28 protein-coding genes and 1 pseudogene are annotated in these 25,009 nt (G+C 45.4%); 11 read left to right on the forward strand and 18 right to left on the reverse strand.

Features of this window, described 5'->3' with window-relative positions; genetic code table 11:
• Positions 1-15: 15 nt before the first annotated feature.
• The 8 genes from BDD39_RS14930 to fabL form a co-directional block, all read right to left on the reverse strand.
• Positions 16-1,617, reverse strand: a complete 1,602-nt coding sequence (locus tag BDD39_RS14930; protein ID WP_166911870.1) for an ABC transporter substrate-binding protein — start codon at positions 1,615-1,617, stop codon at positions 16-18.
• Between the two features lie 13 nt (positions 1,618-1,630).
• Entirely contained in the window at positions 1,631-2,635 is a 1,005-nt protein-coding gene (locus BDD39_RS14935) for a dipeptide ABC transporter ATP-binding protein (protein ID WP_166911872.1), read from the reverse strand.
• Positions 2,601-3,626 (reverse strand): ABC transporter ATP-binding protein, encoded by a 1,026-nt coding sequence (locus tag BDD39_RS14940; RefSeq protein WP_208404418.1) that lies wholly within the window; start codon positions 3,624-3,626, stop codon positions 2,601-2,603. The genes BDD39_RS14935 and BDD39_RS14940 overlap by 35 nt, the downstream gene beginning before the upstream one ends.
• A 203-nt stretch (positions 3,627-3,829) precedes the next feature.
• Positions 3,830-5,578, reverse strand: coding sequence for an ABC transporter transmembrane domain-containing protein (locus BDD39_RS14945; protein WP_166911876.1), 1,749 nt, complete (start codon positions 5,576-5,578; stop codon positions 3,830-3,832).
• 72 nt (positions 5,579-5,650) lie between these two features.
• Positions 5,651-6,184: a nucleoside tri-diphosphate phosphatase gene (gene ntdP / locus BDD39_RS14950; RefSeq protein ID WP_166911878.1), complete on the reverse strand. Its 534-nt coding sequence runs from the start codon at positions 6,182-6,184 to the stop codon at positions 5,651-5,653.
• Positions 6,185-6,266: 82 nt separating this feature from the next.
• Positions 6,267-6,539, reverse strand: coding sequence for a YgaB family protein (locus tag BDD39_RS14955; RefSeq protein ID WP_166911880.1), 273 nt, complete (start codon positions 6,537-6,539; stop codon positions 6,267-6,269).
• 481 nt (positions 6,540-7,020) lie between these two features.
• Positions 7,021-7,203: a gamma-type small acid-soluble spore protein gene (locus tag BDD39_RS14960; protein WP_166911882.1), complete on the reverse strand. Its 183-nt coding sequence runs from the start codon at positions 7,201-7,203 to the stop codon at positions 7,021-7,023.
• Between the two features lie 59 nt (positions 7,204-7,262).
• Entirely contained in the window at positions 7,263-8,012 is a 750-nt protein-coding gene (fabL, locus tag BDD39_RS14965; protein ID WP_166911884.1) for an enoyl-[acyl-carrier-protein] reductase FabL, read from the reverse strand.
• A gap of 69 nt (positions 8,013-8,081) precedes the next feature.
• Between fabL and BDD39_RS14970 the strand changes: the two genes are divergently transcribed.
• A complete protein-coding gene (locus BDD39_RS14970; RefSeq protein WP_166911886.1) occupies positions 8,082-8,306 on the forward strand; it encodes a cytosolic protein in 225 nt (74 codons plus the stop codon).
• Here the strand turns inward: BDD39_RS14970 and mutY are convergent.
• The 4 genes and pseudogenes from mutY to BDD39_RS14990 form a co-directional block, all read right to left on the reverse strand.
• Positions 8,303-9,415, reverse strand: a complete 1,113-nt coding sequence (mutY, locus tag BDD39_RS14975; protein ID WP_166911888.1) for an A/G-specific adenine glycosylase — start codon at positions 9,413-9,415, stop codon at positions 8,303-8,305. The genes BDD39_RS14970 and mutY overlap by 4 nt on opposite strands.
• A gap of 99 nt (positions 9,416-9,514) precedes the next feature.
• A complete protein-coding gene (locus tag BDD39_RS14980; RefSeq protein WP_166911890.1) occupies positions 9,515-10,333 on the reverse strand; it encodes a formate/nitrite transporter family protein in 819 nt (272 codons plus the stop codon).
• A 27-nt stretch (positions 10,334-10,360) separates the two neighbouring features.
• Positions 10,361-11,179: a formate dehydrogenase accessory sulfurtransferase FdhD gene (fdhD, locus tag BDD39_RS14985; protein WP_166911892.1), complete on the reverse strand. Its 819-nt coding sequence runs from the start codon at positions 11,177-11,179 to the stop codon at positions 10,361-10,363.
• 277 nt (positions 11,180-11,456) lie between these two features.
• Positions 11,457-11,804: pseudogene (locus BDD39_RS14990) on the reverse strand (Na-translocating system protein MpsC family protein).
• Positions 11,805-12,070: 266 nt separating this feature from the next.
• Here BDD39_RS14990 and fdhF point away from each other — a divergent pair.
• The 3 genes from fdhF (at position 12,071) to BDD39_RS15005 (ending at position 16,690) form a co-directional block, all read left to right on the forward strand.
• Positions 12,071-15,034 carry a formate dehydrogenase subunit alpha gene (fdhF, locus tag BDD39_RS14995; protein ID WP_166911894.1) on the forward strand — a complete coding sequence of 988 codons (2,964 nt, stop codon included), beginning with the start codon at positions 12,071-12,073 and terminating at the stop codon, positions 15,032-15,034.
• Positions 15,027-15,518: a DUF1641 domain-containing protein gene (locus BDD39_RS15000; protein ID WP_166911896.1), complete on the forward strand. Its 492-nt coding sequence runs from the start codon at positions 15,027-15,029 to the stop codon at positions 15,516-15,518. Before fdhF ends, BDD39_RS15000 begins: the two co-directional genes overlap by 8 nt.
• Positions 15,519-15,709: 191 nt before the next feature.
• Positions 15,710-16,690 carry a metal-dependent hydrolase gene (locus BDD39_RS15005; RefSeq protein WP_166911898.1) on the forward strand — a complete coding sequence of 327 codons (981 nt, stop codon included), beginning with the start codon at positions 15,710-15,712 and terminating at the stop codon, positions 16,688-16,690.
• Between the two features lie 331 nt (positions 16,691-17,021).
• On the opposite strand, the gene BDD39_RS15010 is transcribed toward BDD39_RS15005, so the two are convergent.
• Positions 17,022-17,297 carry a YfhJ family protein gene (locus tag BDD39_RS15010; protein WP_243846042.1) on the reverse strand — a complete coding sequence of 92 codons (276 nt, stop codon included), beginning with the start codon at positions 17,295-17,297 and terminating at the stop codon, positions 17,022-17,024.
• A gap of 111 nt (positions 17,298-17,408) precedes the next feature.
• On the opposite strand from BDD39_RS15010, the gene BDD39_RS15015 reads away from it, so the two are divergent.
• Positions 17,409-17,570, forward strand: a complete 162-nt coding sequence (locus BDD39_RS15015; RefSeq protein WP_166911900.1) for a small, acid-soluble spore protein K — start codon at positions 17,409-17,411, stop codon at positions 17,568-17,570.
• A 32-nt stretch (positions 17,571-17,602) separates the two neighbouring features.
• Positions 17,603-17,764, forward strand: coding sequence for a YpzG family protein (locus tag BDD39_RS15020; protein ID WP_166911902.1), 162 nt, complete (start codon positions 17,603-17,605; stop codon positions 17,762-17,764).
• 41 nt (positions 17,765-17,805) lie between these two features.
• Here the strand turns inward: BDD39_RS15020 and BDD39_RS15025 are convergent, their stop codons facing one another.
• Positions 17,806-18,141, reverse strand: a complete 336-nt coding sequence (locus BDD39_RS15025; RefSeq protein WP_166911904.1) for a YfhH family protein — start codon at positions 18,139-18,141, stop codon at positions 17,806-17,808.
• Positions 18,142-18,209: 68 nt separating this feature from the next.
• On the opposite strand from BDD39_RS15025, the gene BDD39_RS15030 reads away from it, so the two are divergent.
• The gene (locus tag BDD39_RS15030; RefSeq protein WP_166911906.1) at positions 18,210-18,878 is read left to right on the forward strand and encodes an SDR family NAD(P)-dependent oxidoreductase; all 669 of its coding nucleotides are present in this window, start codon (positions 18,210-18,212) and stop codon (positions 18,876-18,878) included.
• Here the strand turns inward: BDD39_RS15030 and recX are convergent.
• Positions 18,875-19,690, reverse strand: coding sequence for a recombination regulator RecX (recX, locus tag BDD39_RS15035; RefSeq protein ID WP_166911908.1), 816 nt, complete (start codon positions 19,688-19,690; stop codon positions 18,875-18,877). The genes BDD39_RS15030 and recX overlap by 4 nt on opposite strands.
• Positions 19,691-19,787: 97 nt before the next feature.
• Here recX and BDD39_RS15040 point away from each other — a divergent pair, with 97 nt between their 5' ends.
• The 4 genes from BDD39_RS15040 (at position 19,788) to BDD39_RS15055 (ending at position 22,007) form a co-directional block, all read left to right on the forward strand.
• A complete protein-coding gene (locus BDD39_RS15040; protein WP_166911910.1) occupies positions 19,788-20,690 on the forward strand; it encodes a TIGR01777 family oxidoreductase in 903 nt (300 codons plus the stop codon).
• A 284-nt stretch (positions 20,691-20,974) separates the two neighbouring features.
• A complete protein-coding gene (locus tag BDD39_RS15045; RefSeq protein WP_166911912.1) occupies positions 20,975-21,526 on the forward strand; it encodes a GNAT family N-acetyltransferase in 552 nt (183 codons plus the stop codon).
• 75 nt (positions 21,527-21,601) lie between these two features.
• Positions 21,602-21,730 carry a YfhE family protein gene (locus BDD39_RS15050; RefSeq protein WP_166911914.1) on the forward strand — a complete coding sequence of 43 codons (129 nt, stop codon included), beginning with the start codon at positions 21,602-21,604 and terminating at the stop codon, positions 21,728-21,730.
• An 88-nt stretch (positions 21,731-21,818) separates the two neighbouring features.
• The gene (locus BDD39_RS15055; RefSeq protein ID WP_166911916.1) at positions 21,819-22,007 is read left to right on the forward strand and encodes a YfhD family protein; all 189 of its coding nucleotides are present in this window, start codon (positions 21,819-21,821) and stop codon (positions 22,005-22,007) included.
• Positions 22,008-22,041: 34 nt separating this feature from the next.
• Here the strand turns inward: BDD39_RS15055 and BDD39_RS15060 are convergent, their stop codons facing one another.
• The 3 genes from BDD39_RS15060 to BDD39_RS15070 all read right to left on the reverse strand — a co-directional run bounded on the left by BDD39_RS15060 (position 22,042) and on the right by BDD39_RS15070 (position 24,934).
• Entirely contained in the window at positions 22,042-22,869 is an 828-nt protein-coding gene (locus BDD39_RS15060; RefSeq protein WP_166911918.1) for a glycosyltransferase family 8 protein, read from the reverse strand.
• 271 nt (positions 22,870-23,140) lie between these two features.
• Positions 23,141-23,398 carry a hypothetical protein gene (locus BDD39_RS15065; RefSeq protein ID WP_166911920.1) on the reverse strand — a complete coding sequence of 86 codons (258 nt, stop codon included), beginning with the start codon at positions 23,396-23,398 and terminating at the stop codon, positions 23,141-23,143.
• Positions 23,399-23,497: 99 nt separating this feature from the next.
• Positions 23,498-24,934, reverse strand: coding sequence for an NADP-dependent isocitrate dehydrogenase (locus BDD39_RS15070; RefSeq protein ID WP_166911922.1), 1,437 nt, complete (start codon positions 24,932-24,934; stop codon positions 23,498-23,500).
• Between the last annotated feature and the right edge of the window lie 75 nt (positions 24,935-25,009).

The following is a 25,009-nucleotide window of genomic DNA, read 5'->3' on the forward strand; positions in this document are numbered from 1 at the left end:
CCCCTCCGCATATCATTATTCGAATTCGACTTTTGTAAATTTATCGGAACCGGTTGGATGCGGCTTAAAGCCTTTAATGTTTGCTTTGCCGGCAAGCAGCGGTGTCGAGTGAACGAGCGGAATCCATGGTGCATCCTCTTTAATAATTTCTTGCGCCTTTTTATACAGTTCATTTCGTTTATTTTCGTCGCTGATTGTTTGCGCCTCGACTAAAATTTTATGAAGCTCATCATTGGAGTAATACGTATAGTTGTTGCTGCCGATGCTGTCTTTGTCGAGCAGCGCGTACAAGAAGTTGTCGGCGTCACCGTTATCGCCGGTCCAGCCAAGCAAGAACGCATCCGCTTCTCCTTTGGCCAGTTTTTCTAAGTAAGTAGCCCATTCATACGTAACGATTTTCGCTTTGACACCAATTTTTGCAAAATTCGCTTGCAGTGCCTCTGCGATTTTTTTCCCGTCCGGCATATATGGACGCGGCACTGGCATCGCCCATAATTCCATTTCGAATCCGTTTGGATATCCTGCTTTTGCGAGCAGTTCTTTCGCTTTGTTTAAATCAAACGGATAATCTTTAATGGCATCATTATAGCCAGGAATGCTTGGCGGCATCGGGTTTTTCGCCGGTTCCGCCTGGCCGGCGTAGAACGCGTCAATAATCGCCTTTTTGTCCACCGCATAGTTTAATGCTTGACGGACTAATTTGTTTTTCAACGGTCCTCTCGTCGCCGTCAACCCGACGTAACCGACGTTCATCGACGGTCGTTTGAAGATTTGGAAATCTTTATTTCCTTCGATTTGTTTCAAATCGGTTGGATTCAAATCTTCCATCAAATCGATTTCACCTTTTAACAATGCGTTTAGACGGGCAGAGTTATCTGGAATCGAAACAAAGATTAATTGATTTAGCTTTGGATAGCCCTTTTCCCAATAATCTTTATTTTTTTCGAGAACGATGCGCTCGTTGCGCTTCCATTCTTTAAACACGAATGGTCCGGTTCCCACTGGATGCTCGCCAAACTTGTCGCCATATTTTTTAATCGCCGCCGGGCTGGCGATCGCAAACGGCGTCATCGCAAGATTTTTCAAAAATGGAGCTTGTGGACGTTTCAACACGAATTGAACCGTGTAATCGTCCAATGCTTTTACCTCTTTAATGACATGGCTTTCATCGTTTTTATAACCGCCGAACATCGAGCCATAATACGGAAATTTGTCCGCATTGCCGTTGGCCCAACGTTCAAAGTTAAAGACAACCGCTTGGGCGTTGAAATCCGTTCCATCATGGAACTTCACCCCTTTGCGGAGCTTAAACGTATAGGTCAGTCCGTCTTTGGAAATCGTCCATTCGGTCGCCAATGCCGGTTTTACCGTCGTATCTTCGTCATTATAGTCTAGCAGTGTATCAAAAATATTTTTCGTTACCTTTAGCGATTCCCCGTCCGTGACCGTAGCCGGGTCAAGCGAGACAGAATCGCCGCCGCGCCCATAAACGAGCGTGTCTTGAGATGATTTTCCTTTTGCGCCTCCGCTTGTTGTTTCTGACTTCCCGCAGCCAACAAGCGCCATCGACACTGCAAGCATCAAAGCGAGCAATGTCATCCATGTTTTTCTCCTCATCCTTTGTTCCCCCTTAAATGAAATTTCTATCATTTCGTTGTTTGCCATCCATCTCATATAGATGGCAAGCAACGTAATGCCCTTTTTCTACTTCTTTCATCTCCGGCCGCTTTTGTTTGCAAATATCCATGCAAGCGCTGCAACGCGTATGAAACGCGCATCCTTGCGGCGGATTGGCCGGGCTTGGCAAATCGCCTGATAAAAGTTGGCGTTCTTTCTTATACTCTGGGTCTGGAATTGGCACGGCGGAAAGCAGCGCCTGCGTATACGGATGTTTCGGCGCTTGGTATAATTTGTCGCTATCCGCCAATTCGACGAGGCGCCCTAAATACATGACCCCGACGCGATCGCTGATATGGCGGACAACTCCTAGATCGTGGGCTATAAAAATATAGGTAAGCCCAAATTCTTTTTGTAAGTCTTCAAGCAAATTCAACACTTGCGCCTGAATCGACACATCCAGCGCTGATACTGGCTCATCGGCGATAATCAACTTTGGATTTGTCATCAAAGCGCGCGCGATGCCGATGCGCTGCCGCTGCCCACCGCTGAACTGATGTGGATAGCGCTTGGCGTGATACGATCCAAGCCCAACCACTTCCAGCATTTCCCGAACGCGTTTTTTTCGTTCCTCTTTGGAACCTACTCCGTGTACGATCAGCGGCTCTTCCAAAATTTTTTCCACCGTATGGCGCGGATTCAACGAGGCGAAAGGATCTTGGAAAATCATTTGCATATCGCGCCGCATTTTTCGTAATTCTGCTTTCGGCAATGTCGTTACTTCTTTTCCCTCGAAAACGATCGACCCTGCTGTCGGTTCAATTAAACGAAGTAGCATCCGCCCTGTCGTTGACTTGCCGCAGCCGCTTTCCCCGACAATGCCAAGCGTTTCCCCTTTATAGACGGTAAAAGTAACATCATCGACTGCTTTCACTTCGCCAACTTTTTTGCCAAACACTCCTCCCGTAATCGGAAAATACTTTTTAAGCCCTTTCACTTGCAACAGCGGCTCGCTCACGATTTTGTTCCTCCTCTCCGAGCGGCAAAAAACAACGGACGCGATGGCCGCGTTCTTCTGCTTCATATAGTTTCGGATCTTCTTGGAAACAACGGTCAAAAGCATGCTCGCACCTTGCCGCAAACCGGCAGCCTTGGCGAACCGATCCCGGCTTCGGCACATTGCCCGGAATCGAATACAACCGTTCCTTTTTGTCACGAATATCCGGGACCGATTGAATCAAACCGATCGTATACGGATGTTTTGGGTTTTTGAAAATAGTCCGTACATCTCCCTCTTCCACAATCTTTCCCGAATACATGACAATCACACGGTCGCATATTTCCGCGACAACCCCCAAATCGTGCGTAATCATCATGATTGAAGTGCGAAAGTTTTTATTCAGTTCTTTCATCAACGCCAAAATTTGCGCCTGTATCGTTACATCGAGCGCCGTAGTCGGTTCGTCGGCAATCAGCAGCGCCGGACGGCATGCCATCGCCATCGCAATCATGACGCGCTGGCGCATTCCGCCGGAGAGTTGGTGCGGATATTCGTCGATGATTTGCTCCGCGCGCGGCAGGCCTACAAGTTTTAACATTTCCACTGCTCTTGTTTTCGCTTCCTTTTTATTTATGTTCGTATGTATGCGAATAGCCTCGACCAACTGATTGCCAATCGTAAACAGCGGATTTAAGGAGGTCATTGGCTCTTGAAAGATCATGGCAATTTCATTGCCGCGGATTTGCTTCATTCGTTTTTCCGAAGCATGAACAAGGTTTTCGCCTTTAAAAAGGATTTCGCCATCGACAATACGCCCGATGCCTTTTGGCAATAACCCCATAATGGACAACGAAGTGACGCTTTTTCCGCATCCTGATTCGCCAACGACTCCTAAAATTTCTCCTTCATTTATGTAAAAATCCACGCCGTCTACGGCAGGAATTTCTCCCTCATCGGTAAAAAAGGACGTTTTTAATCCTTTCACTTCCAGCACACGTGCGCCTGCCATTATTTCACCTCCCATCCCTGTTGAATTGATGAAATATTTTTATTTTAATTAAAATTATGCCATGCATTTTTTTATAAGACAATATAATATTATAAAAAATTAAAATTATCGAAATAGAAGGAACAATAATAAAAAACGGTCTTACAGTGCGTAAAACCGTTTTTATCTTTTATTTTCCAATAATATAAATATTTTTCTTTTATCTATTGATGGAGTTGCTGGATTGTAAATAAATGATAATAGCTCCCTTGTTTCGCCATTAATTCCTCATGGGTGCCGCTTTCGACAATCACTCCATCTTCTATAAGAAAAATACGGTCCGCATGCGTAATCGTTGACAGGCGATGGGCGACGATAAACGTCGTCCGATCTTTGGCGAGCCGCTCCATTGCTTCTTGAATGTAATGCTCATTTTCGAGATCAAGCGCCGATGTCGCTTCATCGAAAATAAGCAAAGGCGGATTTTTTAGAAAGACGCGGGCTATAGCGATCCGCTGTTTTTGCCCTCCGAACAATTTTATGCCGCGCTCCCCGACTTTTGTGTCATATCCATCCGGCAGACTCATAATAAAATCATGGGCATTGGCGGCTTTTGCGGCGGCAATCACCTCTTCATCCGTCGCATCCGATTTTCCGAGCAAAATATTTTCCTTCACTGAATCGCTAAATAAGAAGCTGTCTTGAAATACCATTCCAATTTGATCACGCAAACTGCGCACACGAAAATCACGAATATCAATGCCATCCAATAAAATCCGTCCCGAAGTCACGTCATAAAACCGTGGGATTAAGCTTACTAACGTAGATTTTCCGCCTCCGCTCATGCCGACAAGGGCGATCGTTTCGCCCGCTTTTACAGAAAATGAAATATCGCGCAGCACCGGCCGTTCATTTTTATGATAGGCAAAGGTGACGCGCTCAAACACAACGTCGCCTTTCACCTCTTTACAATCGATGGCGTTTGGCGCGTCAACGATATCATACGGTTCATCGAAAAACTCGAACATTCGGTCCATCGAAGCGAACGACTGCGTTAATGTCGTAGACGAATTGACAAGGCGGCGCAACGGGCTGTACAGTCGGTCAATATATCCGACGAAAGCGACCATCGTCCCAACGGTAATATGGCCGAGCAGCACTTGGTAGCCGGCATAAATAATCACGATGATCGGGGCGATGTCGGTGACGGTGTTGACGACGGAAAACGATTTGGCAGTCCAGTTCGTGTGCATTAGCGCCTTCGTTAAAAAATTGTTGTTTTGCGCAGAAAATCGCTTTTGCTCTGCTTCTTCGATGGCAAAACTTTTAATGACTGACATTCCTTGCACCCGCTCATGCAAGTACGCTTGAAGCTCCGCCAGCGCCTGGGAGCGCATTCTCGTCCGCTGGCGCAGCCGGCCGAAAAAATATTTAACGGAAAACGCATAAAGCGGAAGTGTGCTAATGGAAATCAGCGTCAGCTTTATATCCATCTTCATCATAATGACAAGCGCAATGATAATCGTCGCCATATCCAGCCAAAGATTCATTAATCCGGTAATGATAAAATCTTTCGTCTGCTCGACATCGTTAATGACGCGCGAAATAATTTCGCCGGTGCGATGATTCGAATAATACGTAAAACTTAATTTTTGCATATGGGTAAACAATTGGTTGCGGATGTCATACAGCACTTTGCTTGCCGTCCATTGCGCGAAATATTGGCGATAATATTCTACAATGGGGCGAATGAGGACAAAAATAATCAGCATCACTGCCAGCGCCCACCAAAGCCGGGACGTCTTCTCTGACATCGGTAGCGCCTTATTTCCGATAATGTCGTCGACCACATATTTCAGCAATAATGGAATGAGAAGCGGAATTGCAAATTTAATAATTCCGATGATCATCGTGGCGATGATATGCCACTTGTACGGGCGAACAAACCGCATATAGCGGCGAATACTTTCCACAAAACATCCCCCCTTTAAAAGCAGAAAAACCTGTTTGCGGCAACGAACAGGCTTTTTGCTTTCTTCTTTTATTCACTTTCGATATGATTGAAACTTGTCATACCACTTGTCAATAAAATCAGGAGCAAACGGACCTTTTCTTTCCTGAATCCAGCTGATCAGCTTCTTTACATTGTTTTTTAAAATGCGGTCAATCACATCAGGATAATTCATCTCTTTGCGGTGCCGTTCATATTCGTCTTCATCGAGTAAAATATATGTCATATCGGGAAATACTTTAATATCTAAATCATAATCAATGTATTTAAGCGCTTCCTCATCCCATACAAACGGCGAACTTAAATTGCAATAATAATAAATCCCGTCGTCACGAATCATCCCAATAATATTAAACCAATGCTTGGCATGAAAAAAGCAGATGGCTGGTTCACGCGTGACCCATGTTCGTCCATCCGCTTCCGTTACCAGCGTTTTATCATTCGCCCCGATAATATATGTAGAAGCTCCTTTTAGCACGAGCGATTCTTCCCATATACGGTGAATCATCCCATTATGTTTATAACTGTGTATTTGAATAACTTCTCCTTCCATAGGATATCCCGACATTTTTCTCCCCACTTTCTTTTATGGGAACTTCTCTTTTTATTATAACGATTGAACATACAAATGGAAACAAAAGAAAGCCATCTTACCACGCTGAAGATGGCTCGCACATGCGGCGATGCTGGTTTTGATAGGCAAGAATGACTTCTTCCGTTTGTTTTTCAAACGTTTGTTGAATTTCTTTCAACTGTTGTTTCATCTGCCGGATTTCCTCTTGAAGCGATTGGAGCTTCGCTTCCTGCTGCAGCTCGATTAACTGTTTTTCAATTTCTTGGCACCGTTCGATTTCCGACTGTAAAAACAACAGCTGCTCCATTGTTTTTAATTGCTCATTCACTAAACGTTCAAACAGCTCCATGCCTTCCTTCTCCCTTCCCTTATGGCCGTGGGCAAGCACATAACCATCCATAGGCGCTTTCTTTTGCTGTGCAACCGATAGTTTTATTATTTCGGGAAGGAATGCAAAATTCCTTTGACTATATATGTAAAGTTATGGCAACTTTTGTCGTTAAATGAATCATGTTTCGCCTTATCGATTTTTTACTTTGTTGACTTCGCAGTCGTGGAAAATGAAAGAAGCAGAGGCTTTTATTGCCTCCGCTTTTCTTCTTGTCTAGCTTCGGGCTCCATCGGCTCGCGACGCTTCGGTCCCGCTGTGGCGGCGACACATTGAGTTAACTTCTCTGAGTAACCCACGCAAGACCAAAGTTTGTTTGGTCTGAGCCTCCTCGCGGGCCCTCCAGCGCGTGTCGCGGAGCCAGGATGGCGACATTTCGCCGTTGCCCACAGGATGTGGGCCGCCTTTAGGCGAAATTGCGGAGCCCTCCGCTTTTCTATAGTTACTTGCTAGAGTTTTGCGCTTTGCCAGCTTCTGCTTGCGCGTTTTGTTGTCTTACTTGTTGCGCATTAGTTTCTGCAGCAAATTCAGTGCCGAATTGGCCTGCTTGTGCAGATTGCGCGTTTTGTTGTCTTACTTCTTGGACGTTAGTGCCTGCAGTTGTTTTGTTTTGTTGTTTTGCCATTGTTATCACCTCCACGTGACTTAATGTACCCAGGAGGTGATGATTCTATTCCATCTAAATTACAAAAGTAAAGATCTTCCACCATCCACGATAATCGTTTGGCCGCGGATCATTTCTGCTTCATCGGAAAGCAAAAACATTACTGCGTTAACAATATCTTTTGGCTTCACCATTCGGCCGGCAGGCGTTTTCGCCGCCGCATCGGCCAACAATTCCTCGCGGTTTGGAAAGTGTTTTAAGGCATCGGTATCAATGGCGCCGCCTGATACGGCATTGACGGAAATGTTTTTCGGCGCCAATTCGACCGCTAAATAGCGCGTCAGCGATTCGACCGCCGCTTTTGAAACGCCGACCGCCGTATAATTCTCCAGATAGCGGATCGCTCCTAATGAGCTAATGCTGACAATTTTGCCGCCGCCGACTTTTTCCATTCGTTTTGCTGCTTCTTGGGCGCAAAATAAAAGCGCTTTGCTGTTAATGTCCATCGTCCAATTCCAATGCGACTCCTCGAGCTCCATTGCCGGCCGCAGCACTCCTGAAGCGGCGTTATTAATCAGCACGTCGACACGGCCGAATGCTTCGTCCACTTGCGCAAACATCGCTTTAATTTTTTCGACATCACCGACGTTCGCTTTCACGACAAGCGCCTTTCTTCCCAACGCTTCGATTTCCTTTGCTGTCTCTAGTGCCGCCGTTTTGCTGCGCGCGTAGTTCACAACAATATCATATCCTTCTTTCGCAAGGCGAAGGGCAATCGCCTTGCCGATTCCGCGGCTGCTTCCTGTAACTACCGCTACTTTTCCGCTCATGTTTTTCTCTCCTTTACGCATAAATCAATAAATACTTTTTCAAACTAGAAAAAAAAGGGGGCTTTTCTAATGTACGTTGGTCGTGATATGACAGAGCTGTCCATGATTCCAAAATCGGAATGGACGGACAGCGAACTCGCTTATTTCCATCATTCCTTCCAGCAAATCGCTCCATATTTAAACGTGGAAGGCCAGACGATCCACCGCGAAATCATCGAGGAAATCGAAGCGCGCGGCGGACTAAAAAACAGCGAAGCCACGTATACACAAGGCACGAGACAGGTGTATGACTAAGACGGGTGGAAAAATCCACCTGTTTTTTGTTTGTACTCGCGCCAAATGCGCTGGTGGGAAACAGGAAACGCGTACGATTCGATCTCCTTTTCATCCACCAGCTTCAGCTGTTCCGTTTCAGTAAATTTGCCAGCTATTTTTCCATCGTAAACGGTAATCTTCCAAATCAAGTGGGAAAATGCATGTTCTAGTGCGGTGAACGGTTGTCCAAGCTGTGCCTTGATCCCATATTGTTCCTTTAAAAATGCTTCGAGCCGCTCTTCTGGACCGGCTTGTCCGTCTGCCGCTTCACAGTTTGGAAATTCCCACAAATTCGCGAGCAGTCCTTCGCTGCCGCGCTTACGAATCAATACTTTTCCATTTTCGTCTTTCAACACCGCAGCGATGATCGGCACTTGTTTCACGTTCGCTTTTTTGGTTTTGACCGGCAGTTCCGCCTGCACGCCTTCGGCAAACGCGCGGCAATGCGCCTGCACCGGGCAGAGCAGGCAGGCGGGATTGCGCGGTGTACAAATAAGCGCTCCTAATTCCATTAATCCTTGATTAAAATACGAAGGGTTTTCGTGTGAAATAATTTGCCGCACCACGGCTTCAAACAGTTTTCTCGTTCCCGCTTTCGCTATATCTTCCCAAACAAGAAAAATGCGCGACAGCACGCGCATGACATTGCCATCGACCGCAGGTTCAGGAATGCCGTAGGCGATGCTTAGCACCGCGCCTGTCGTATACGGCCCGACCCCTTTTAATTTCGCAAACTGCTCGCGATTATCGGGAACTTTTCCACCGTATTGCTCTGTCACTTCTTTTACCGCCGCATGCAAATTGCGAACGCGCGAATAGTAGCCGAGCCCTTCCCAAGCTTTCAGCACTTCTTCCTCATCCGCTTCGGCAAGCGCTTCAAGTGTCGGAAACTGCTCGATAAACTTTTGAAAATACGGAATCACCGTATCGACCTTTGTCTGCTGCAGCATCACTTCCGACACCCATACTTTATACGGATCGCTATCTTTGCGCCACGGCAGGTCACGCTGTTCTTTTTCAAACCAGCCGATTAGATCTTGCTGAAACTGTTTGATGGCAAATCCGCCAAGCAATGTTTGTTCTTTCACCTTATTTCCTCCATGATGCCCTTATGTCCGTTTTGCATGTTTATTATAACAAAAAACACCTGATTGTGCCTTTCGCAGCATCAGGTGTTTTCGCTGTTATTATCTTGCTTCTTTTTTGACTACTTTCACATGAGCAACGTTTTGTTTCGCATGGTCTTTCACATACACAAACCAGTATAATAACGCGACAAAGACGCTTCCGCCAACGGCGTTGCCAAGGAAGACAGGAACGAAATTTCGGAACCAGTCCGCCCATGCCGCATGGCCTTCAAAAATCGCTGCGGGAATAACGAACATATTGGCGACGACGTGCTGAAAACCGATGGCGACAAACGCCATGACCGGAAACCAAATCGCAAGTATTTTGCCGCCGATATCTTCCGCGCCGTATGACAGCCAAACCGCTAATGTCACCAGCCAGTTGCAGCCAATCCCCGAAATAAACGCCTGCATAAATGTATCGTGAAGCTTCGCATCAGCAATGGCAACCGTCTTGGCTAAAAACGGGCCTTCCGCCGTTAAACCGACGACATGGCCAAACAAATAGGCGACAAAGACCGCACCAAGGAAATTGCTTACAGTAACCCAAAACCAGCCTTTGATTAGCTTCCCAAACGCAATCGTTTTTGCTAACGCCGCCAAAGTCATTGACATCATATTCCCCGTCAGCAGCTCGCCACCTGCAATAATCACCAGCACAAGCCCTAACGGAAACACCGCCGCCCCTAAAAAATTGGCAAAGCTCCCCCATTGCGGCGGAACGTTGCCAATTACGCGAATGTCCAATAAAAATCCAAGCGCAATAAACGCTCCTGCCAAAAAACCAAGAACGATTTGTGATAATAACGGTAAATTCGCTTTCCGCGTTCCCGCTTCAATGGCAAGTTGCGCAATTTGTGACGGATTGCGGTAAGCCATTGTTTGATCCCCCACTTAGTTTCATGATTAGTTATCAAATTGCAATGTTTCTTCTTCTAACCCTGTTATTCTATTTGGATGTGTGTATACATTAAACGTATGACCGCGAATAAATCCTACAACCGTAATGCCTAAATCATTTGCCAGTTCAAGCGCTAACGTCGTCGGCGCCGATTTCGATAAAATAATGCCGATTCCCATTTTGGAAACTTTTAGCAATACCTCGGATGATACTCTGCCGCTAAAGGCGATCACTTTGTCCGACAATGGCAACCCGTGCTGCAGGCAATATCCATAAATTTTATCGAGCGCATTATGCCTGCCAATATCCGAGCGAATAAGAAGAAGTTCATTTGACGTGCAAAGCGCCGCGTTATGAATGCCGCCGGTTGCCTGGAAATCCGTTGATTGCTCCTGCAATAGCTGCATCAGGCGGATGCATTGCTCTACCCGGATGTTTGTGCTGTGGACAATCGTCTTCGCCGTCTTCATGTCATTATAAAAGTAAAATTGTCGGCTTTTTCCGCAGCAGGAACCAATAAAACGCTTAGCGTAAAACTCTTTTTGAATCGACTGTTTCGTGACCAGCTCCACGTAAGCAAACCCGCGATGTTCATCCACAGCTATCGCTTTTATTTCCTTGCTGGAGCGAATAACCCCTTCTGAAGCTAAAAAACCAATCACTAATTCCTCTAGATGCGTCGGGGTGCAGACCATCGTCGCAAACTCTTGTCCGTCAACGATAATCGTAAGCGGAAATTCCACGGCAATTTCATCATCGACTTCTTCAAAATGATTGCTACGATACTTGATAATGTTTTGCCGCCGCATAACAAAGTTTTCCATCCAATCCCCTCTCGTTTCCAGTTTTGCAAAAAGAAAACCGCCATCTTTTCTATGACGAAGGCATACGTATCCTTCTCTATCCATAGAAAAGTGGCGGTAGTTTCCACACAGCACTCTGTGATAAAACCAACGCTCCCATCACACTACAAACGGAAACTTAACTACCAATAGCCCTTTCGCCATTGTATAGCCAAGCTTCCTACCGTATCCATCATATTAATCTATTTTTAGCATAACATGAAAGCGCATTAAAAAACAATACAGAAATCGTTATATGTTATTGCTTAATTGGTTTTTCAAATACAAACACAGAAACGGCAATATCTTCTTCGACTTTAATATCATTGAACAAATACAACAGCTTCGATCCGGCCAGCTCCTCGAGACCTTCCGGGACTTTTTGCGCATATACCTCTTAGATCATCCGCGTGCGGGCGGTATGCACCATCTCTTTTCCTTCCGGCGACCGGGCAATAAATTTTTCTGTCGGCGTTAAATTTCCTTGCAAGATCGTGACAGCGAGATTATCAACAAAATAAGTTTTAATCCGTTCCGGCCCTTTTCCAAACAACTGTTTGCGAACTTTTCGCACCAAGTCGTTAAATGCTGCTTCTTTTTTCGACATCGGAAAGCCCCCTTTCCAGCTCTGATTCATTTGCAAAAAACTGAGATCAGCGGTTGTTTTATAAACTATATAGTACTATAATTACAATAAAACAACATATACGTAGTGGAAAAATAATAAGGATGTCCTTGTTATTTTTCTACTAGTCTATTTTTAGGATGCGGATTGGTTCTTTTAGTATCATTCATGCTAAAAAACTACTCCACCATGACTGAGCACAGCTTTCATTCATGGTGGAGTTTTTATTTCAGGAGGAGGTATCACCCATGAACGAACCTTGGGTCACGATTACGATCAACGGAAATGATTACAAGGCCAAACAAGGAATGACCATTTTACAGGTCATTAATGAAAACAATATTCCCCATCCGCAAGTTTGCTATACTCCTGAACTGGGAGCCATTCAAACATGTGACACATGTATTGTTGAAGTAGACGGAAAATTAGTGCGCGCCTGTTCCACACCTGTAAAAGATGGCATGTACGTCGAACTCTCTTCAGAGCGGGCGAAAGCAGCGCAAAAAGAAGCGATGGACCGTATTTTAGAAAACCACCTATTATATTGTACGGTCTGTGATAACAATAACGGAAACTGCAAATTGCACAATACGGCGGAAATGATGGGAATTGAGCATCAATCGTATCCATATCGCCCAAAAGTAGACCCATCGGAAGTCGACATGTCCCATCCGTTCTATCGCTATGATCCAAACCAATGCATCGCTTGTGGGCAATGCGTGGAAGTATGTCAAAACTTACAAGTGAACGAAACGTTATCGATCGACTGGGAAGCGGAACGTCCTCGTGTCATTTGGGATAACGGTGTTCCGATTAATGAATCTTCCTGTGTTAGCTGCGGACAATGCGTTACCGTTTGCCCATGCAATGCATTAATGGAAAAATCGATGTTAGGCGAGGCCGGCTTTATGACCGGTTTAGATAAAGAAATTTTAAATCCGATGATCGATTTTGTAAAAGAAGTCGAACCTGGCTACAGCAGTATTTTTGCCATTTCGGAAATCGAAGCGGCGATGCGGGAACAACGCATTAAAAAGACGAAAACGGTTTGCACGTTCTGCGGTGTTGGTTGTTCGTTTGAAGTATGGACAAAAGGACGGAAAATCTTAAAAATCCAACCTGTCTCCGAAGCTCCGGTCAACGCGATTTCCACATGCGTAAAAGGGAAATTTGGCTGGGATTTCGTCAACAGCGAAGAGCGCCTAACCAAACCGCTCATCCGCAAAGGCGACGCGTTCGTAGAATCGACATGGGAAGAAGCGCTTTCGCTCGTTGCGGAAAAACTTGGGGAAATTAAGCGGAAATACGGTGGCAACGCCATCGGCTTTATTTCGTCGTCAAAAACATCGAATGAAGAAAACTATTTAATGCAAAAATTGGCTCGACAAGTGTTTGAAACGAACAACGTCGATAACTGTTCACGCTATTGTCAGTCGCCGGCAACGGACGGACTGTTCCGCACGGTAGGAATGGGCGGCGATTCCGGAACGATTCAAGATATCGCATCCGCAGGATTAGTGATTATTATCGGCGCTAACCCGGCAGAAGGACACCCTGTTTTGGCGACTCGCGTCAAACGCGCACATAAGCTATTCGGCCAAAAATTAATTGTCGCCGACTTGCGCAAAAATGAAATGGCGGAACGCGCCGATCTATTTATCCGACCAAAACAAGGCACTGACCAAGTATGGTTGATGGCCGTTACGAAATATATCATCGACCAAGGCTGGCATGATGAAGAATTCATTCGCGAACGCGTTCATTTCTTCGATGAATTCAAAGAAGTACTCGAAAAATATACGCTCGATTACGCGGAAGAAGTAACAGGCGTTGCGAAAGAAGACTTAATTCGCATCGCTGAAATGATCCATGAGGCGGATGGCACGTGTGTCCTCTGGGGAATGGGCGTTACGCAAAACACGGGAGGAAGCGATACATCAGCAGCCATCTCGAACTTATTGCTTGCAACAGGTAACTACGGACGCCCAGGCGCTGGAGCGTTCCCGCTGCGCGGTCATAACAACGTGCAAGGCGCTTGCGATATGGGCTCGCTGCCTGGATGGCTTCCAGGATATCAACATATTACGGATGACGTTGCGCGGGCAAAATTTGAAAAAGCATACGGCGTTCGCATTGATGGAAAGCCAGGGCTTGACAACATCCAAATGATTGAAGCTGCGGAACAAGGAAAATTAAAAGCAATGTATATCGTTGGTGAGGATATGGCGTTTGTCGACTGCAACGCCAACCATGTCCAAAAAGTACTTTCAGAATTAGACTTCTTAGTCGTACAAGACATTTTCTTGTCAAAAACAGCGCAATTTGCTGATGTCGTTTTGCCGGCAACGCCAAGCTTAGAAAAAGAAGGAACATTTACCAATACGGAACGGCGCATTCAACGTTTCTACCAAGCGCTTGAGCCGCTGGGCGACTCCAAACCAGACTGGTGGATCATTCAAGAAATCGCGAAACGGATGGGCGCTGATTGGAACTACTCTGGTCCGAAAGAAATCATGGATGAAATTGCAAGCCTCGCACCGCTATTCTCGCAGGCGCAATACGAAAACTTGGAAGGATGGAACAGCCTCTGCTGGGGTAGCCATGACGGTGCGCATACGCCAATTCTTTATAAAGAACGCTTCAACTTCCCAGACGGAAAAGCACGCTTTGCGCTTGCCGACTGGGTACAACCGGTAGAGTATCCGGAAGAATATGATTTGCTTGTCAATAACGGGCGATTGCTCGAACATTTCCATGAAGGAAACTTAACATACAAATCGCAAGGCATTCAAAAAAAATTCCCAGAAGTGTTCGTCGAAGTATCGCCGGAATTAGCGAGAGAACGCGGCATTAAAGATGGTTCGCTCGTTCGTTTAGAATCGCCGTTTGGCCAAGTAAAAGTGCGCGTGCTTGTCACGGATCGTGTCAAAGGAAAAGAATTATTCTTACCAATGCACTCGGCAACAAACGAAAGCGCTATTAACATACTTACTGGCCCTGCCACTGACCATCGCACGAATACACCGGCGTTTAAACAAGCAAAAGTGCGCATGCAAGTGTTGGAAGTCGACGGAGAATCTCCACTTCCGCGTACCAATCCGCGTTTTAAAAAGCGGAATCCGCGTAAAGGCGTCGAAGTCGAACGAAAATGGCAACGTCCTGACTACGTTCCTCTAACAGACGAATGGAAGGAGGCAGAGCCGCGTGGCTAAACCAATTACAACGATTCAAAAACAAACAGTAACAGAGGAAGAAAAGCGGGAGAAAACGATCGAGGAGCTTAAAGTTTCCCTGACGGAAAAGGAAAAAGCGGTTCACGAACTGCTTTCCATCGTAGAGGAACTGCACAAAAGCGGCCTCCTCGAAGCCGCCAACGCGATGCTGAAAGCAAGAGAAGACATCGCAAAAATCGTCATTGGGCAAGCAAATCGCAAGCCAGTGACAACGATGATTAACCATGTGATCGGGATTGCGCAGCTGCTCGCCAATCTCGATCCACAATTAACCTCTAAATTATTGGAAAGCACCGCTTCCGGCTTTGCCGAAGCCTATAAACAAACAAAAGAAAGCGGTAAAAAAATCGGCATTTTTGATCTGCTAAAAGCAATAAATGATCCTGACATTAACCGCGCCATCCGCTTTATTCTTTCCTCTTTAAAAGAAATTGGAAAACGGCTGCATGACGACAAAAGCTAAACAATCCCCTATTTCAGCCATCTTTCCTGGACCGGAAAGATGGCTTTAGTATTCCCATCCCTCGCCAATGAATATGAAATATGTTACACTGGCAATACATCATTCGTTTTTCATATACGCTCACTTGTCCAATGATCGGAAACGGACTGGGTATACTAATGGACGAGACTAACAAAGGAGGCTTACTTCGCTTGGATACAGGTACGCACATTTTGATGGGGGTAGCGCTAGGCAGCATTGCCACATTGGACCCCGCTGTCGCACATGATCCTCTTTTGTCTCACGCTGTACTGATTGGAACATTATCCGGCTCCCAAGCGCCGGATATCGATACCGTGCTGAAATTGCGCAACAATGCCAAATATATTCGTAACCATCGCGGCATTACCCACTCCATCCCTGCCGTATCATTATGGCCGCTCCTGATTACCGCGATGATCGCTTTTCTTTATCCATCGGTCAACTTATTTCACCTATGGCTATGGACGTTCATTGCTGTCGTGTTTCACGTGTTTGTTGACATTTTCAACGCTTATGGCACCCAGGCGCTGCGTCCGTTTACAAAAAAGTGGATTGCGCTCGGCGTGATTAATACATTCGACCCAATCATTTTTGCCCTGCATCTCATCGGGATCGGTCTTTTGTTTCTTGACGTTCATCCTGGTTATACGTTTTTAGCGATTTACGGTGTCATCGCCGTTTATTATATGATACGATTCCGCCAGCAGGCAGCGATTAAAAAAGCCGTCCGCGCCGAAATTAACGATGTCGAACAGATTATTACCGTTCCGACATTCCGCTTCCGCGAGTGGCATTTAGCAATTACGGCAAAAGATTACTTTTATGTCGGACGGGCAAAAAACGGGCGCATCTATATATTGGATCAATTTGAAAAATGCCCTCTTCCCGATGATCCCGTCATCGAAGCGGCCAAGCGGGATGAAAACGTTGCCGCCTTTTTATCATTTTCCCCTGTTTATCGCTGGGAGCTTCATGAATATGATGATTATTATGAAGTGCGCTTTACCGATTTGCGCTACCGAAGCAAAGGCCACTACCCATTTGTAGCCGTAGCACAATTGGATCGCAATTTAAATGTTATCAGTTCCTACACAGGATGGGTTTTTAGCGAAGGAAAGCTGCGAAAAAAACTGGATCTCGCGCCAAACTAAGCAAAATAGGCGGACGCTTAGAAGCACCCGCCTATTTTTAACACTTTTTCCCGAGAAGTCTCCCTTCCTCTAAACGGAGTGAAGGAGGGAGAGGAATCGGGAAGTTTTTGATTCCCAAAAACGAACATAGCTACGGATTGCGTAAGCAAGAAGTAGTAGAAGGGTTGGACCGCCCCAACGGTTAAGTGCCGATGTTACTTACTGGACCCATCCAGAAGGCTTCCGATGCATTCATCGAGTGGAAGGAGGCCGCCTTCTTCCGCGCAGAAGCTTCTTTGGTGAGAGATGGTAAGAAACTCCCACCTCTCTATGAAACGTAGGTGGGAGAGGTTCATTGCTTTAGGTAATCATTGCGATTTAATAAATGTTTATATTTTGGATTGTTTGTTTGAAACTCATGCAGCGTTGCTCCGTAGCGGTCGATCCATTGCCGCACGACTTTTTCGGTCAGCTCTTTTCCTCTGTACTCGTGTCCGGCGCGGGCGTACGTCGTTTCAAAATCTTCCCATAATAATTCGACCCATGTTCTCGCTTGCGCATAAGCAAGGGACGGATTTTTCTCGAGCAAATAATTTGTCAGCCGTTCGAAATATTCGTGCATCGTCATTTTTTTCACCTCTTGTCCCAACAATTTGCACACATAACCACATCCACTTGCATCATAATAAGAATACGTGTTGGCCATCAACACGAGCAAGAAAAAAGGAGGGAATGTGCAATGCGGAATAAAAAGCACAATTTCCCAAACCAAAGCAATAACAAATTCGAAGGTGAACCACGAGCAAAAGCAGAGTACGCTTCCAAACGGGCAGACGGCACAACTAACACCCATCCGCAAGAACGTATGCGCGCTTCTGGCGAACGTGGAGATTATTTTTAAAAATCTTCCTTAGTTTTGAGAGGTGTTCGATAATGGGTCACCATTCACACAAAAAATTTTATGATAATCTTTACTCCAACCCTTTTCAGCAGCCATGGGCAAACCCAAAACATGCCCACTCGCAAGTGAACGGGGAAACACAGCAAGCGCTCGATTTAATTATTCTTGAACGTCAGACGCGAAAACAGTCGTAGCTGATGGAACCTAGGGAATTCATTTATTCTCTAGGTTTTTTTTACATATTTGGCTTGCGCAGCAGTGAAATCGGCAACGCCTCTTCTTCTCCATCCCCTTTTAGACGATAGCCCCAAGCAAACACACCTTTTAAATAGCGCACTTTAAAATACTCTCCTGGATCGCCTTCAATTTCATATATCTCCCCTGGCTGGAAATCGTTCGGGTCAAGCAGATAGGCTTTGGCCACGGCGATTTTTCTTTCGTATACGGCGTATTCGTTGACCATTCCCATCTGTTCCGCTTTGCGTGCTTTTTCCGTCAATACCGCGATTTCTTGATGTAATTCCTGTTCCGTCATTTCACTGTAACGCTTTTGTTCTCCTTGCGCTTTCATTGTTTGTTCCTCCTTTGATTTTTATTATATGATAAAAACGACAACCCAACAGAATGGAGAGACAGATGATGGATGTTATTGCTATTACTGGGGCTGGTACAGGTTTAGGAAGAGAATTAGCGTTGCAATACGCCCAAAAAGGACATACCGTCGTTGCTCTTGGTAGACGGATATCTCCTCTTTTAGACGTAGTGCAACAAATCGAACATCTCGGCGGAAAAGCATTTGCCTATTCACTTGATATCCGCCGTTACGAAGATGTCGTTAACACAGTCGATACGATCGCGAAAAATCACCATGTTACGTGTCTTGTGAATAACGCCGGCATCGGCCATTTTGGTCCGCTTCCTTCCCTTTCCCGGCAGCAAATTGACGAGATGATTCAAACGAACGTCAACGGTACCATTTATATGACAAAAGCATTTTTACCGCATCTTCTCGCCATGCCAAAGGCAAAAATTATCAATATTATTTCCACCGCCGGTTTGCGCGGCAAAGTAAACGAAACCGTTTACGCTGCGACCAAATTTGCGATTCGCGGTTTTAGCGAGAGCTTAGTAAAAGAACTGGAAGGAACCAATGTTTCCGTCACCGCCGTATATATGGGCGGCATGGACACACCGTTTTGGGACGGAAGCGATCATATAAAAGACCGCTCGCGGCTGCGCCCGCCAAAGGAAATCGCAAAGCAAATTATTGCTTGCGAAGACGGTCAAACAGAAATCATTTTATCTTAACGTTCCTGCTCGTTCTTTAATTTGCTTAAAAACTGTTCGATCATCTCGAGTGGGAAGCCCTTGCGGTACAGCGCCTGTTTCATTTTTTGTTCGTACAGTGGGCTTTCGTATTTTTCATAGCGGCGGTGCGCTTTTCTTCCTTGATAGTCCAAAGCTTCCCACTCCTGCTCCTCCCTCTCATCCGTTCCTGATGAAAACACCGCATCGATGACTTCTCGTGAAAATCCTTTTCGCTGTAAAAGCTGCTCGACCTGATATTTCCATTGCCGCGCCGACTGTTTCGTCCGTTGTTTTTTTGCTTTTTCATAAAGCGACCGAGCCATCTCCACTTGTTCGGCAAACGAATAATGAGCAAGGCTTTGTTCAATCCATTCTTCCGCAATCCCGAGCTTTTCCAATTCTTTACGGATCACATACGGCCCTTTTGCTGTCGTTTGCTTTTGTGTACGCACATAGGCGAAAGCGAATTCACGATCATCGACGTATTTGTTCTCCCGCAGCTTATCCAGCACCTTTGCAATCACATCGTCAGCCGCGCCTTTTTTTCTTAAGTGATCGGTCACCTCGCGTTCGGACCGCATGCGGTGCGATAAAAAATATAAAGCCTGATTATACGATTTTTTAACTTGATCCGCATATACTATTTCTTGTAAGAAATTCTCATCGATTTCCATTCCTTTTTTCAGGCGGAATTGAAGCAGCACGTCTTGATCAACGGTAATCACATCTATTTCTCCATTTTCTTTTTGCATCGTGACGCGAAAGCGTTCATGGCTGTTTGGCTGAACGGCTATATTCGTAATGATCCCCATCGATTTTTTCCCTCCACTTTTATCGTATCATAAGAAGGAATGTTGAACATAAAACACGAAATAATTATATGATGCCAAAAAATAGGGAGGGAAGCGGATGCATATCGCCATTGCCGGCGGAACAGGTTTCATTGGGCAAGCGCTCGCTGATTACTTTGCGGCGCAAGGACACCGGATTTATATCTTAACCCGGCGCCCTAGACCGTCTTCCTCTGCAGCCATCCGCTATCTTGCATGGACGCCTGATACTCGCCCCAATACAGATTTTCCTGCCTTTGATGTTGTCATTAATTTAGCCGGCGAGCCAATTAACCGCAGAAGGTGGACAAAAGAGCAGAAAGAACGCATTGTCCATAGCCGTGTCTCCACAACCAAATGGATGATTGAACTGATCAAAGCATTGCCATCCCCTCCTAGCGTATTTATTAACGCGAGCGCCATCGGTATTTACGGCACTTCGCTTACCGCTTCTTTTACCGAAGAACATTCAGTTATTGGCAACGATTTTCTGGCACAAACCGTAGCGAAATGGGAAAAAGAAGCGAAACAAGCGGAATGGTTAGGCGTTCGTACGGTAATGGCCCGATTTGGCGTCGTTTTTGGCAAAAACGGCGGCGCGCTTCCAAAAATGGTTCTTCCTTATCGCTTTTATATCGGCGGCCCCATCGGCACGGGACAGCAATGGCTTTCTTGGATTCATATCGACGATGTTGTCGGCGCCATTGCTTATATTATCGATCATGACAGGCTCGCAGGACCGATCAATCTTACCGCTCCGTCCCCTGTCCGAATGGAGCAATTCGGAAAAACAGTCGCCCGCCTGCTCCACCGCCCTCATTGGCTTCGTGTGCCAAATGCGATGCTGCGCGCCCTCCTTGGTGAAATGAGCATGCTTGTAACCGAAGGACAGCAAGTAATTCCGAAAAAACTGATGGAAGCTGGGTTTATCTTTTCCTTCCCTACACTGGAAAAAAGTTTAGCCGATTTATTAGCCACATAACTGTTTCGCCGTTAAAAAACCAAAAAATATCCATAAAAATTTAACAAAAAACCTATTTCTTTTTTCTTTATCATCGTGTATGATGATGAAGGCCTTAATCGACTCGTTGCCTATAATCATATATCGACGCGACAAAGGGGAAGGCAAATGGTGCGCCACCAGCGGATCCCGCTGGTTCTAGTGGGTTCGATTCCCACCCCGAAATTTTTTGATGAATATATATTAAGAAATTTCGAGGGTGGTTTCGTCCACAGGTAAACTGCCCTCGATAAGGAGGGAAAAGTATGTTAAAAAAACGTGACCTGCAAGATTGCCATGCACTTTACGAGCTGATGGTGCACCCGGAGGTCTTCCCCTTCGTGCGCCAAAAAGCGGGCTCGTACGAAGAATTTTTGTTTATGACGAAACAAATGATCGAAGCAGAAGAGCGCGGTGAACTTATTTCTCGCACGATTTTGGATGAATGGGGAAATCCGATTGGCACAATCAGCTTATTCGATATACAGGATAACGCCGGATTTTTAGGCACATGGCTGGGAAAGCCGTATCACGGTCAAGGGTATAACCGCCGTGCAAAAGAGGCGTTTTTCCATGAACTATTTTATGAACTTTCCATCGAAACGGTATTTATGCGCATTCGCAAAGTTAACATCCGCTCCATTAAAGCGGCGGAAAAACTGCCGTACGTCACGCCGGCAAACGAGACAAGAAAAAACCTGCTCGAACAAATTGGAGCGGATGTGTACAATTTATACGAAATCACAAAAGATAACTACACATTATATACACTCCGCCATCCTTCCACCATCGAAGAAGAACAACGAAAAGAAGCGTAATTTCACATGCATAAAATAGAACGACAGCGGGCAAACTAAAGATAAACAAATTTTCACAAGAGTGAGGGGCAAAGCATGGCGGAAAAACGAAGAGTCGAAAAAACAAAAAGTACGTTAACGAGAGCACAAGAAATAGCGTATTCCCGCGATTTTAAATTAGCCGACCAAGCCGGCGGCTATACGGCAAAAAGATCGAAACATTAGAAAACATTGTTATTTATACTTTTTAGCGCTACCGCCATCCTAAGTAGTGAATCGTACGATTCACATTATGGCTTAGGAGGCATAAACGATGGGTCGATCTCGTGGACAAAAAACACGTGATAAAAACAAAGTTACTTTGCCGCAAGTTCCAAAACAGCTGAAATCCGACGGACTAGACGTCGAATATTCCCGCGAATTTGCCGATTATGAAGATCTAGAAGCACAAGCGCGCGCGCAAGCCGCAGGCATTCGCCAAAGCAAAGCGCGCAAAAAATAATCCTATTTTCGCAAGGCAGCGGTTTACGCTGCCTTTATGTTGTTTCCCCTTCGAGCTGCAAAACATCGCTATACCGTTTATAGAACAGACCAAGCTCTCCTTTATAATTTTCTTTCCACGGCTTATCTTTTCCGCAATAATGAATAAATATAGTATTTTCCAAAATCCAATACAAATCGTGCTTTGGATTCGGCAACAGTTGAATCATATCGTAATAGCGGGCATCATAATTATAACGATAGCCATCTACTGGTTTAATTTTGTCCCAATACAATCCGTTTAGTACATCTTGGTCAGGGAGCACGAGCTTAAAGCGATTTTCACGGATGAACTGATAAATATCTTCCATACGAACCTCTTTTCTCATCATCTCCAAGTTCATCATCATGACGCCAGTATTAAAATATCCCTTTGCATTCGGTGTTTTCAGCCTCAGCTTATTAAATAGATTCGTTACTTTCGTAGAGTGGGTATGCTCGGCGGCGATAAACATATTTCCTTCAAAATCCATATCATACAATTCATCGATTGGATTAATGGCGACAATGTCGGGGTCAAGGTACAAAACACGATCTAAATGCAACGGTAAAAACTGATGGGCGGCAAGCCGATAGTACATTTCTGCTGTGTAATGGCGAAATACAGGCGCATCGGCAAACAACTCTGAATCTACATAAATCGGCACGAGCTGATGCCCTTGCCTCTCCACAAACTGTTTTAATAATTCTATTTCTATATCAGGGATGCGGGAATACAATAAATAAAACGTAAATGGTCGGTTGTTATTGCGAAACAAAGAATTCATCAGCACTTTGAGCGGCGGAAGGTAATTGGCGTCTAGCGTCACGAGAACATGAAACATCCATCATCACTTCCTTGTCCATATCATCAGTAAAAAATAGACCATTCCCTCCTTACAATTATATATATAAATATCATTGGATGTTTCTCCTTTTTCACGGTTTCCGGCAAATTTCCCAACGACGCAAAGAAACGTGCAATTTTGCTTCCTATCAGCAAGACACCGTTCCATAGGCTGAAAACACGGCTGTCAAACGAAGAAGCAATTTCCTTATGGATGGAAAATAAAAAACAGCCCATAGGCTGCCAGCTAGTATATCGTTTTTCCTGTATCAGCCACGGCGTGGACGAGAAAATCGTTGAAATAGTTTCATGATCAACAAAGACGTCATCGAAGCCAGCATGGCAGATATAAACAACATGCCAAAATTCGGCCTGACAAATTGCACTTCCGCTGGCGCCTGTGCCGCTTCTGACCATAGTTTTGCCGGATCAGGCGTATACAGCCACGTCAGGACGATTCCGGAGCCTATTTGAATCGTCATAAAAATAAGCAGAAAACTAAACAAAAATACAATATATTTTTTCATTCTATCCCTCCTTCCATTACGTCTTACGAAGTTTGTCTTCAAAAGTTTCATTTTTCTTCCAAAAAGAAAAAAAAACAGCAGCCTTCCGCTGCTGTTTGATCATCCGTGAACCGCTGCAAATCCCGGTACACCGTCAAATAAGTAAAGATTTTCTGTTTTAATGCAATCATATCCCGCCGCAACAAGCTGGCTGTATAATTCGGCAATTTGCCGATGTTCGATCGTTTCGCCTTGTTCCGCATGGAAGCGGCAGCGCCAATGGTCGGTGCAGAACGTTTCCGGAAGTCCTCCTGGATATACCTTCACTCCGCGGTTCGTAATAACCCGAAGCTTGAGGTTGCCAACTTTAAATTGCTCCAACGCTTTGCCGAGCTCTTCCGCCGTGCCTTTATCCCAATCAAGGAAAATGTCCACGCCAAATAATTCTTTCTTTTGTTTTTGCCGCGGCTTTAGCACCGCATGCAATTTTGGCGCTTCTTTGTAGGAAACTGGCGAAAGTTTTTCCGGAAGCTGGCCGAGACGGTCGATGACCGCTTTTGCAAACTCTTTTGTTCCCACTTGCTGTTTGCTGATTCCTTCGCGGTAAATGTCAAACGTATGGATGCCGTCTTCAATCGTTTTTAGCCAAGCGTTATGCACGCGCGACGCTACTTCCGGCTGGCCGATATGCTGCAGCATCATCACCGCTGCTAAAAGCAATCCGGATGGATTGGCAAGGTTTTTTCCGGCAAGCGGCGGCGCCGATCCGTGAACCGCTTCAAACATTGCGCATTGATCGCCGATATTCGCCGAACCGCCAAGACCGACAGAACCAGAAATCTGCGCCGCAATATCGGACATAATATCGCCGTATAAGTTTGGCATGACAATGACATCAAATTCTTCTGGGCTATTGGCCAATTTTGCCGCGCCGATATCGACAATCCACGTTTCTTTTTCAATATCTGGATACTCTTTGCCGATTTCGTCAAACATGCGATGGAAAATGCCGTCTGTCAACTTCATAATGTTGTCTTTCACAAAACAGGTTACTTTTTTGCGGCCGTAGCTGCGCGCATATTCAAACGCATAGCGGATCACTTTTTCCGAACCAGGCTGGGTAATCAATTTCAAACATTGATATACTTGTTCCGTTTGGCGATGCTCGATGCCGGCGTACAAATCTTCTTCATTTTCGCGAATAATGACGACATCCATATTTGGATGTTTCGTTTCGACAAACGGATAATACGCTACAGCTGGTCTAACATTTGCGTAAAGACCAAGCGCCTTGCGAATCGTAACGTTTAAACTTTTATAGCCCCCTCCTTGCGGTGTCGTAATCGGTGCTTTTAAAAATACTTTCGTTCTTCTTAACGAATCCCACGCGTTCTCTTCCAATCCCGTCGTGCCGCCGCGGAGATACACTTTTTCCCCAATCTCAATCGTCTCAATATCTAGTTGCGCACCGGCAGCGTCTAAAATATTTAACGTAGCATCCATAATTTCCGGGCCGATTCCATCTCCGTACGCAACCGTAATCGGTGTTTTGCTCATCTGAATCCTCCTTTGACAATGATGATGTGATCTATTGGCAATCCGCTGCCGCGCAAGCAGCGGAAGACCACTCTT

Source organism: Saccharococcus thermophilus (assembly GCF_011761475.1).
Classification (GTDB): domain Bacteria; phylum Bacillota; class Bacilli; order Bacillales; family Anoxybacillaceae; genus Saccharococcus; species Saccharococcus thermophilus.

Bases quoted from the DNA above. Each gene is read 5' to 3' on its own strand.
- BDD39_RS15015 (WP_166911900.1), top strand. From the start codon at position 17,409: ATGCGGAATAAAAAGCACAATTTCCCAAACCAAAGCAATAACAAATTC.
- recX (WP_166911908.1), bottom strand. From the start codon at position 19,690: ATGGGGATCATTACGAATATAGCCGTTCAGCCAAACAGCCATGAACGC.
- BDD39_RS14960 (WP_166911882.1), bottom strand. From the start codon at position 7,203: ATGGCAAAACAACAAAACAAAACAACTGCAGGCACTAACGTCCAAGAA.
- BDD39_RS15055 (WP_166911916.1), top strand. From the start codon at position 21,819: ATGGGTCGATCTCGTGGACAAAAAACACGTGATAAAAACAAAGTTACT.
- BDD39_RS15040 (WP_166911910.1), top strand. From the start codon at position 19,788: ATGCATATCGCCATTGCCGGCGGAACAGGTTTCATTGGGCAAGCGCTC.
- fdhD (WP_166911892.1), bottom strand. From the start codon at position 11,179: ATGGAAAACTTTGTTATGCGGCGGCAAAACATTATCAAGTATCGTAGC.
- BDD39_RS14970 (WP_166911886.1), top strand. From the start codon at position 8,082: ATGTACGTTGGTCGTGATATGACAGAGCTGTCCATGATTCCAAAATCG.
- BDD39_RS15050 (WP_166911914.1), top strand. From the start codon at position 21,602: ATGGCGGAAAAACGAAGAGTCGAAAAAACAAAAAGTACGTTAACGAGA.
- BDD39_RS14955 (WP_166911880.1), bottom strand. From the start codon at position 6,539: ATGGAGCTGTTTGAACGTTTAGTGAATGAGCAATTAAAAACAATGGAG.
- BDD39_RS15020 (WP_166911902.1), top strand. From the start codon at position 17,603: ATGGGTCACCATTCACACAAAAAATTTTATGATAATCTTTACTCCAAC.
- BDD39_RS15025 (WP_166911904.1), bottom strand. From the start codon at position 18,141: ATGAAAGCGCAAGGAGAACAAAAGCGTTACAGTGAAATGACGGAACAG.
- BDD39_RS15045 (WP_166911912.1), top strand. From the start codon at position 20,975: ATGTTAAAAAAACGTGACCTGCAAGATTGCCATGCACTTTACGAGCTG.
- BDD39_RS15065 (WP_166911920.1), bottom strand. From the start codon at position 23,398: ATGAAAAAATATATTGTATTTTTGTTTAGTTTTCTGCTTATTTTTATG.
- BDD39_RS15070 (WP_166911922.1), bottom strand. From the start codon at position 24,934: ATGAGCAAAACACCGATTACGGTTGCGTACGGAGATGGAATCGGCCCG.
- ntdP (WP_166911878.1), bottom strand. From the start codon at position 6,184: ATGTCGGGATATCCTATGGAAGGAGAAGTTATTCAAATACACAGTTAT.
- BDD39_RS15010 (WP_243846042.1), bottom strand. From the start codon at position 17,297: ATGACGATGCACGAATATTTCGAACGGCTGACAAATTATTTGCTCGAG.
- fdhF (WP_166911894.1), top strand. From the start codon at position 12,071: ATGAACGAACCTTGGGTCACGATTACGATCAACGGAAATGATTACAAG.
- BDD39_RS15060 (WP_166911918.1), bottom strand. From the start codon at position 22,869: ATGTTTCATGTTCTCGTGACGCTAGACGCCAATTACCTTCCGCCGCTC.
- BDD39_RS15030 (WP_166911906.1), top strand. From the start codon at position 18,210: ATGGATGTTATTGCTATTACTGGGGCTGGTACAGGTTTAGGAAGAGAA.
- BDD39_RS14930 (WP_166911870.1), bottom strand. From the start codon at position 1,617: ATGAGGAGAAAAACATGGATGACATTGCTCGCTTTGATGCTTGCAGTG.
- BDD39_RS14940 (WP_208404418.1), bottom strand. From the start codon at position 3,626: ATGGCAGGCGCACGTGTGCTGGAAGTGAAAGGATTAAAAACGTCCTTT.
- fabL (WP_166911884.1), bottom strand. From the start codon at position 8,012: ATGAGCGGAAAAGTAGCGGTAGTTACAGGAAGCAGCCGCGGAATCGGC.
- BDD39_RS14980 (WP_166911890.1), bottom strand. From the start codon at position 10,333: ATGGCTTACCGCAATCCGTCACAAATTGCGCAACTTGCCATTGAAGCG.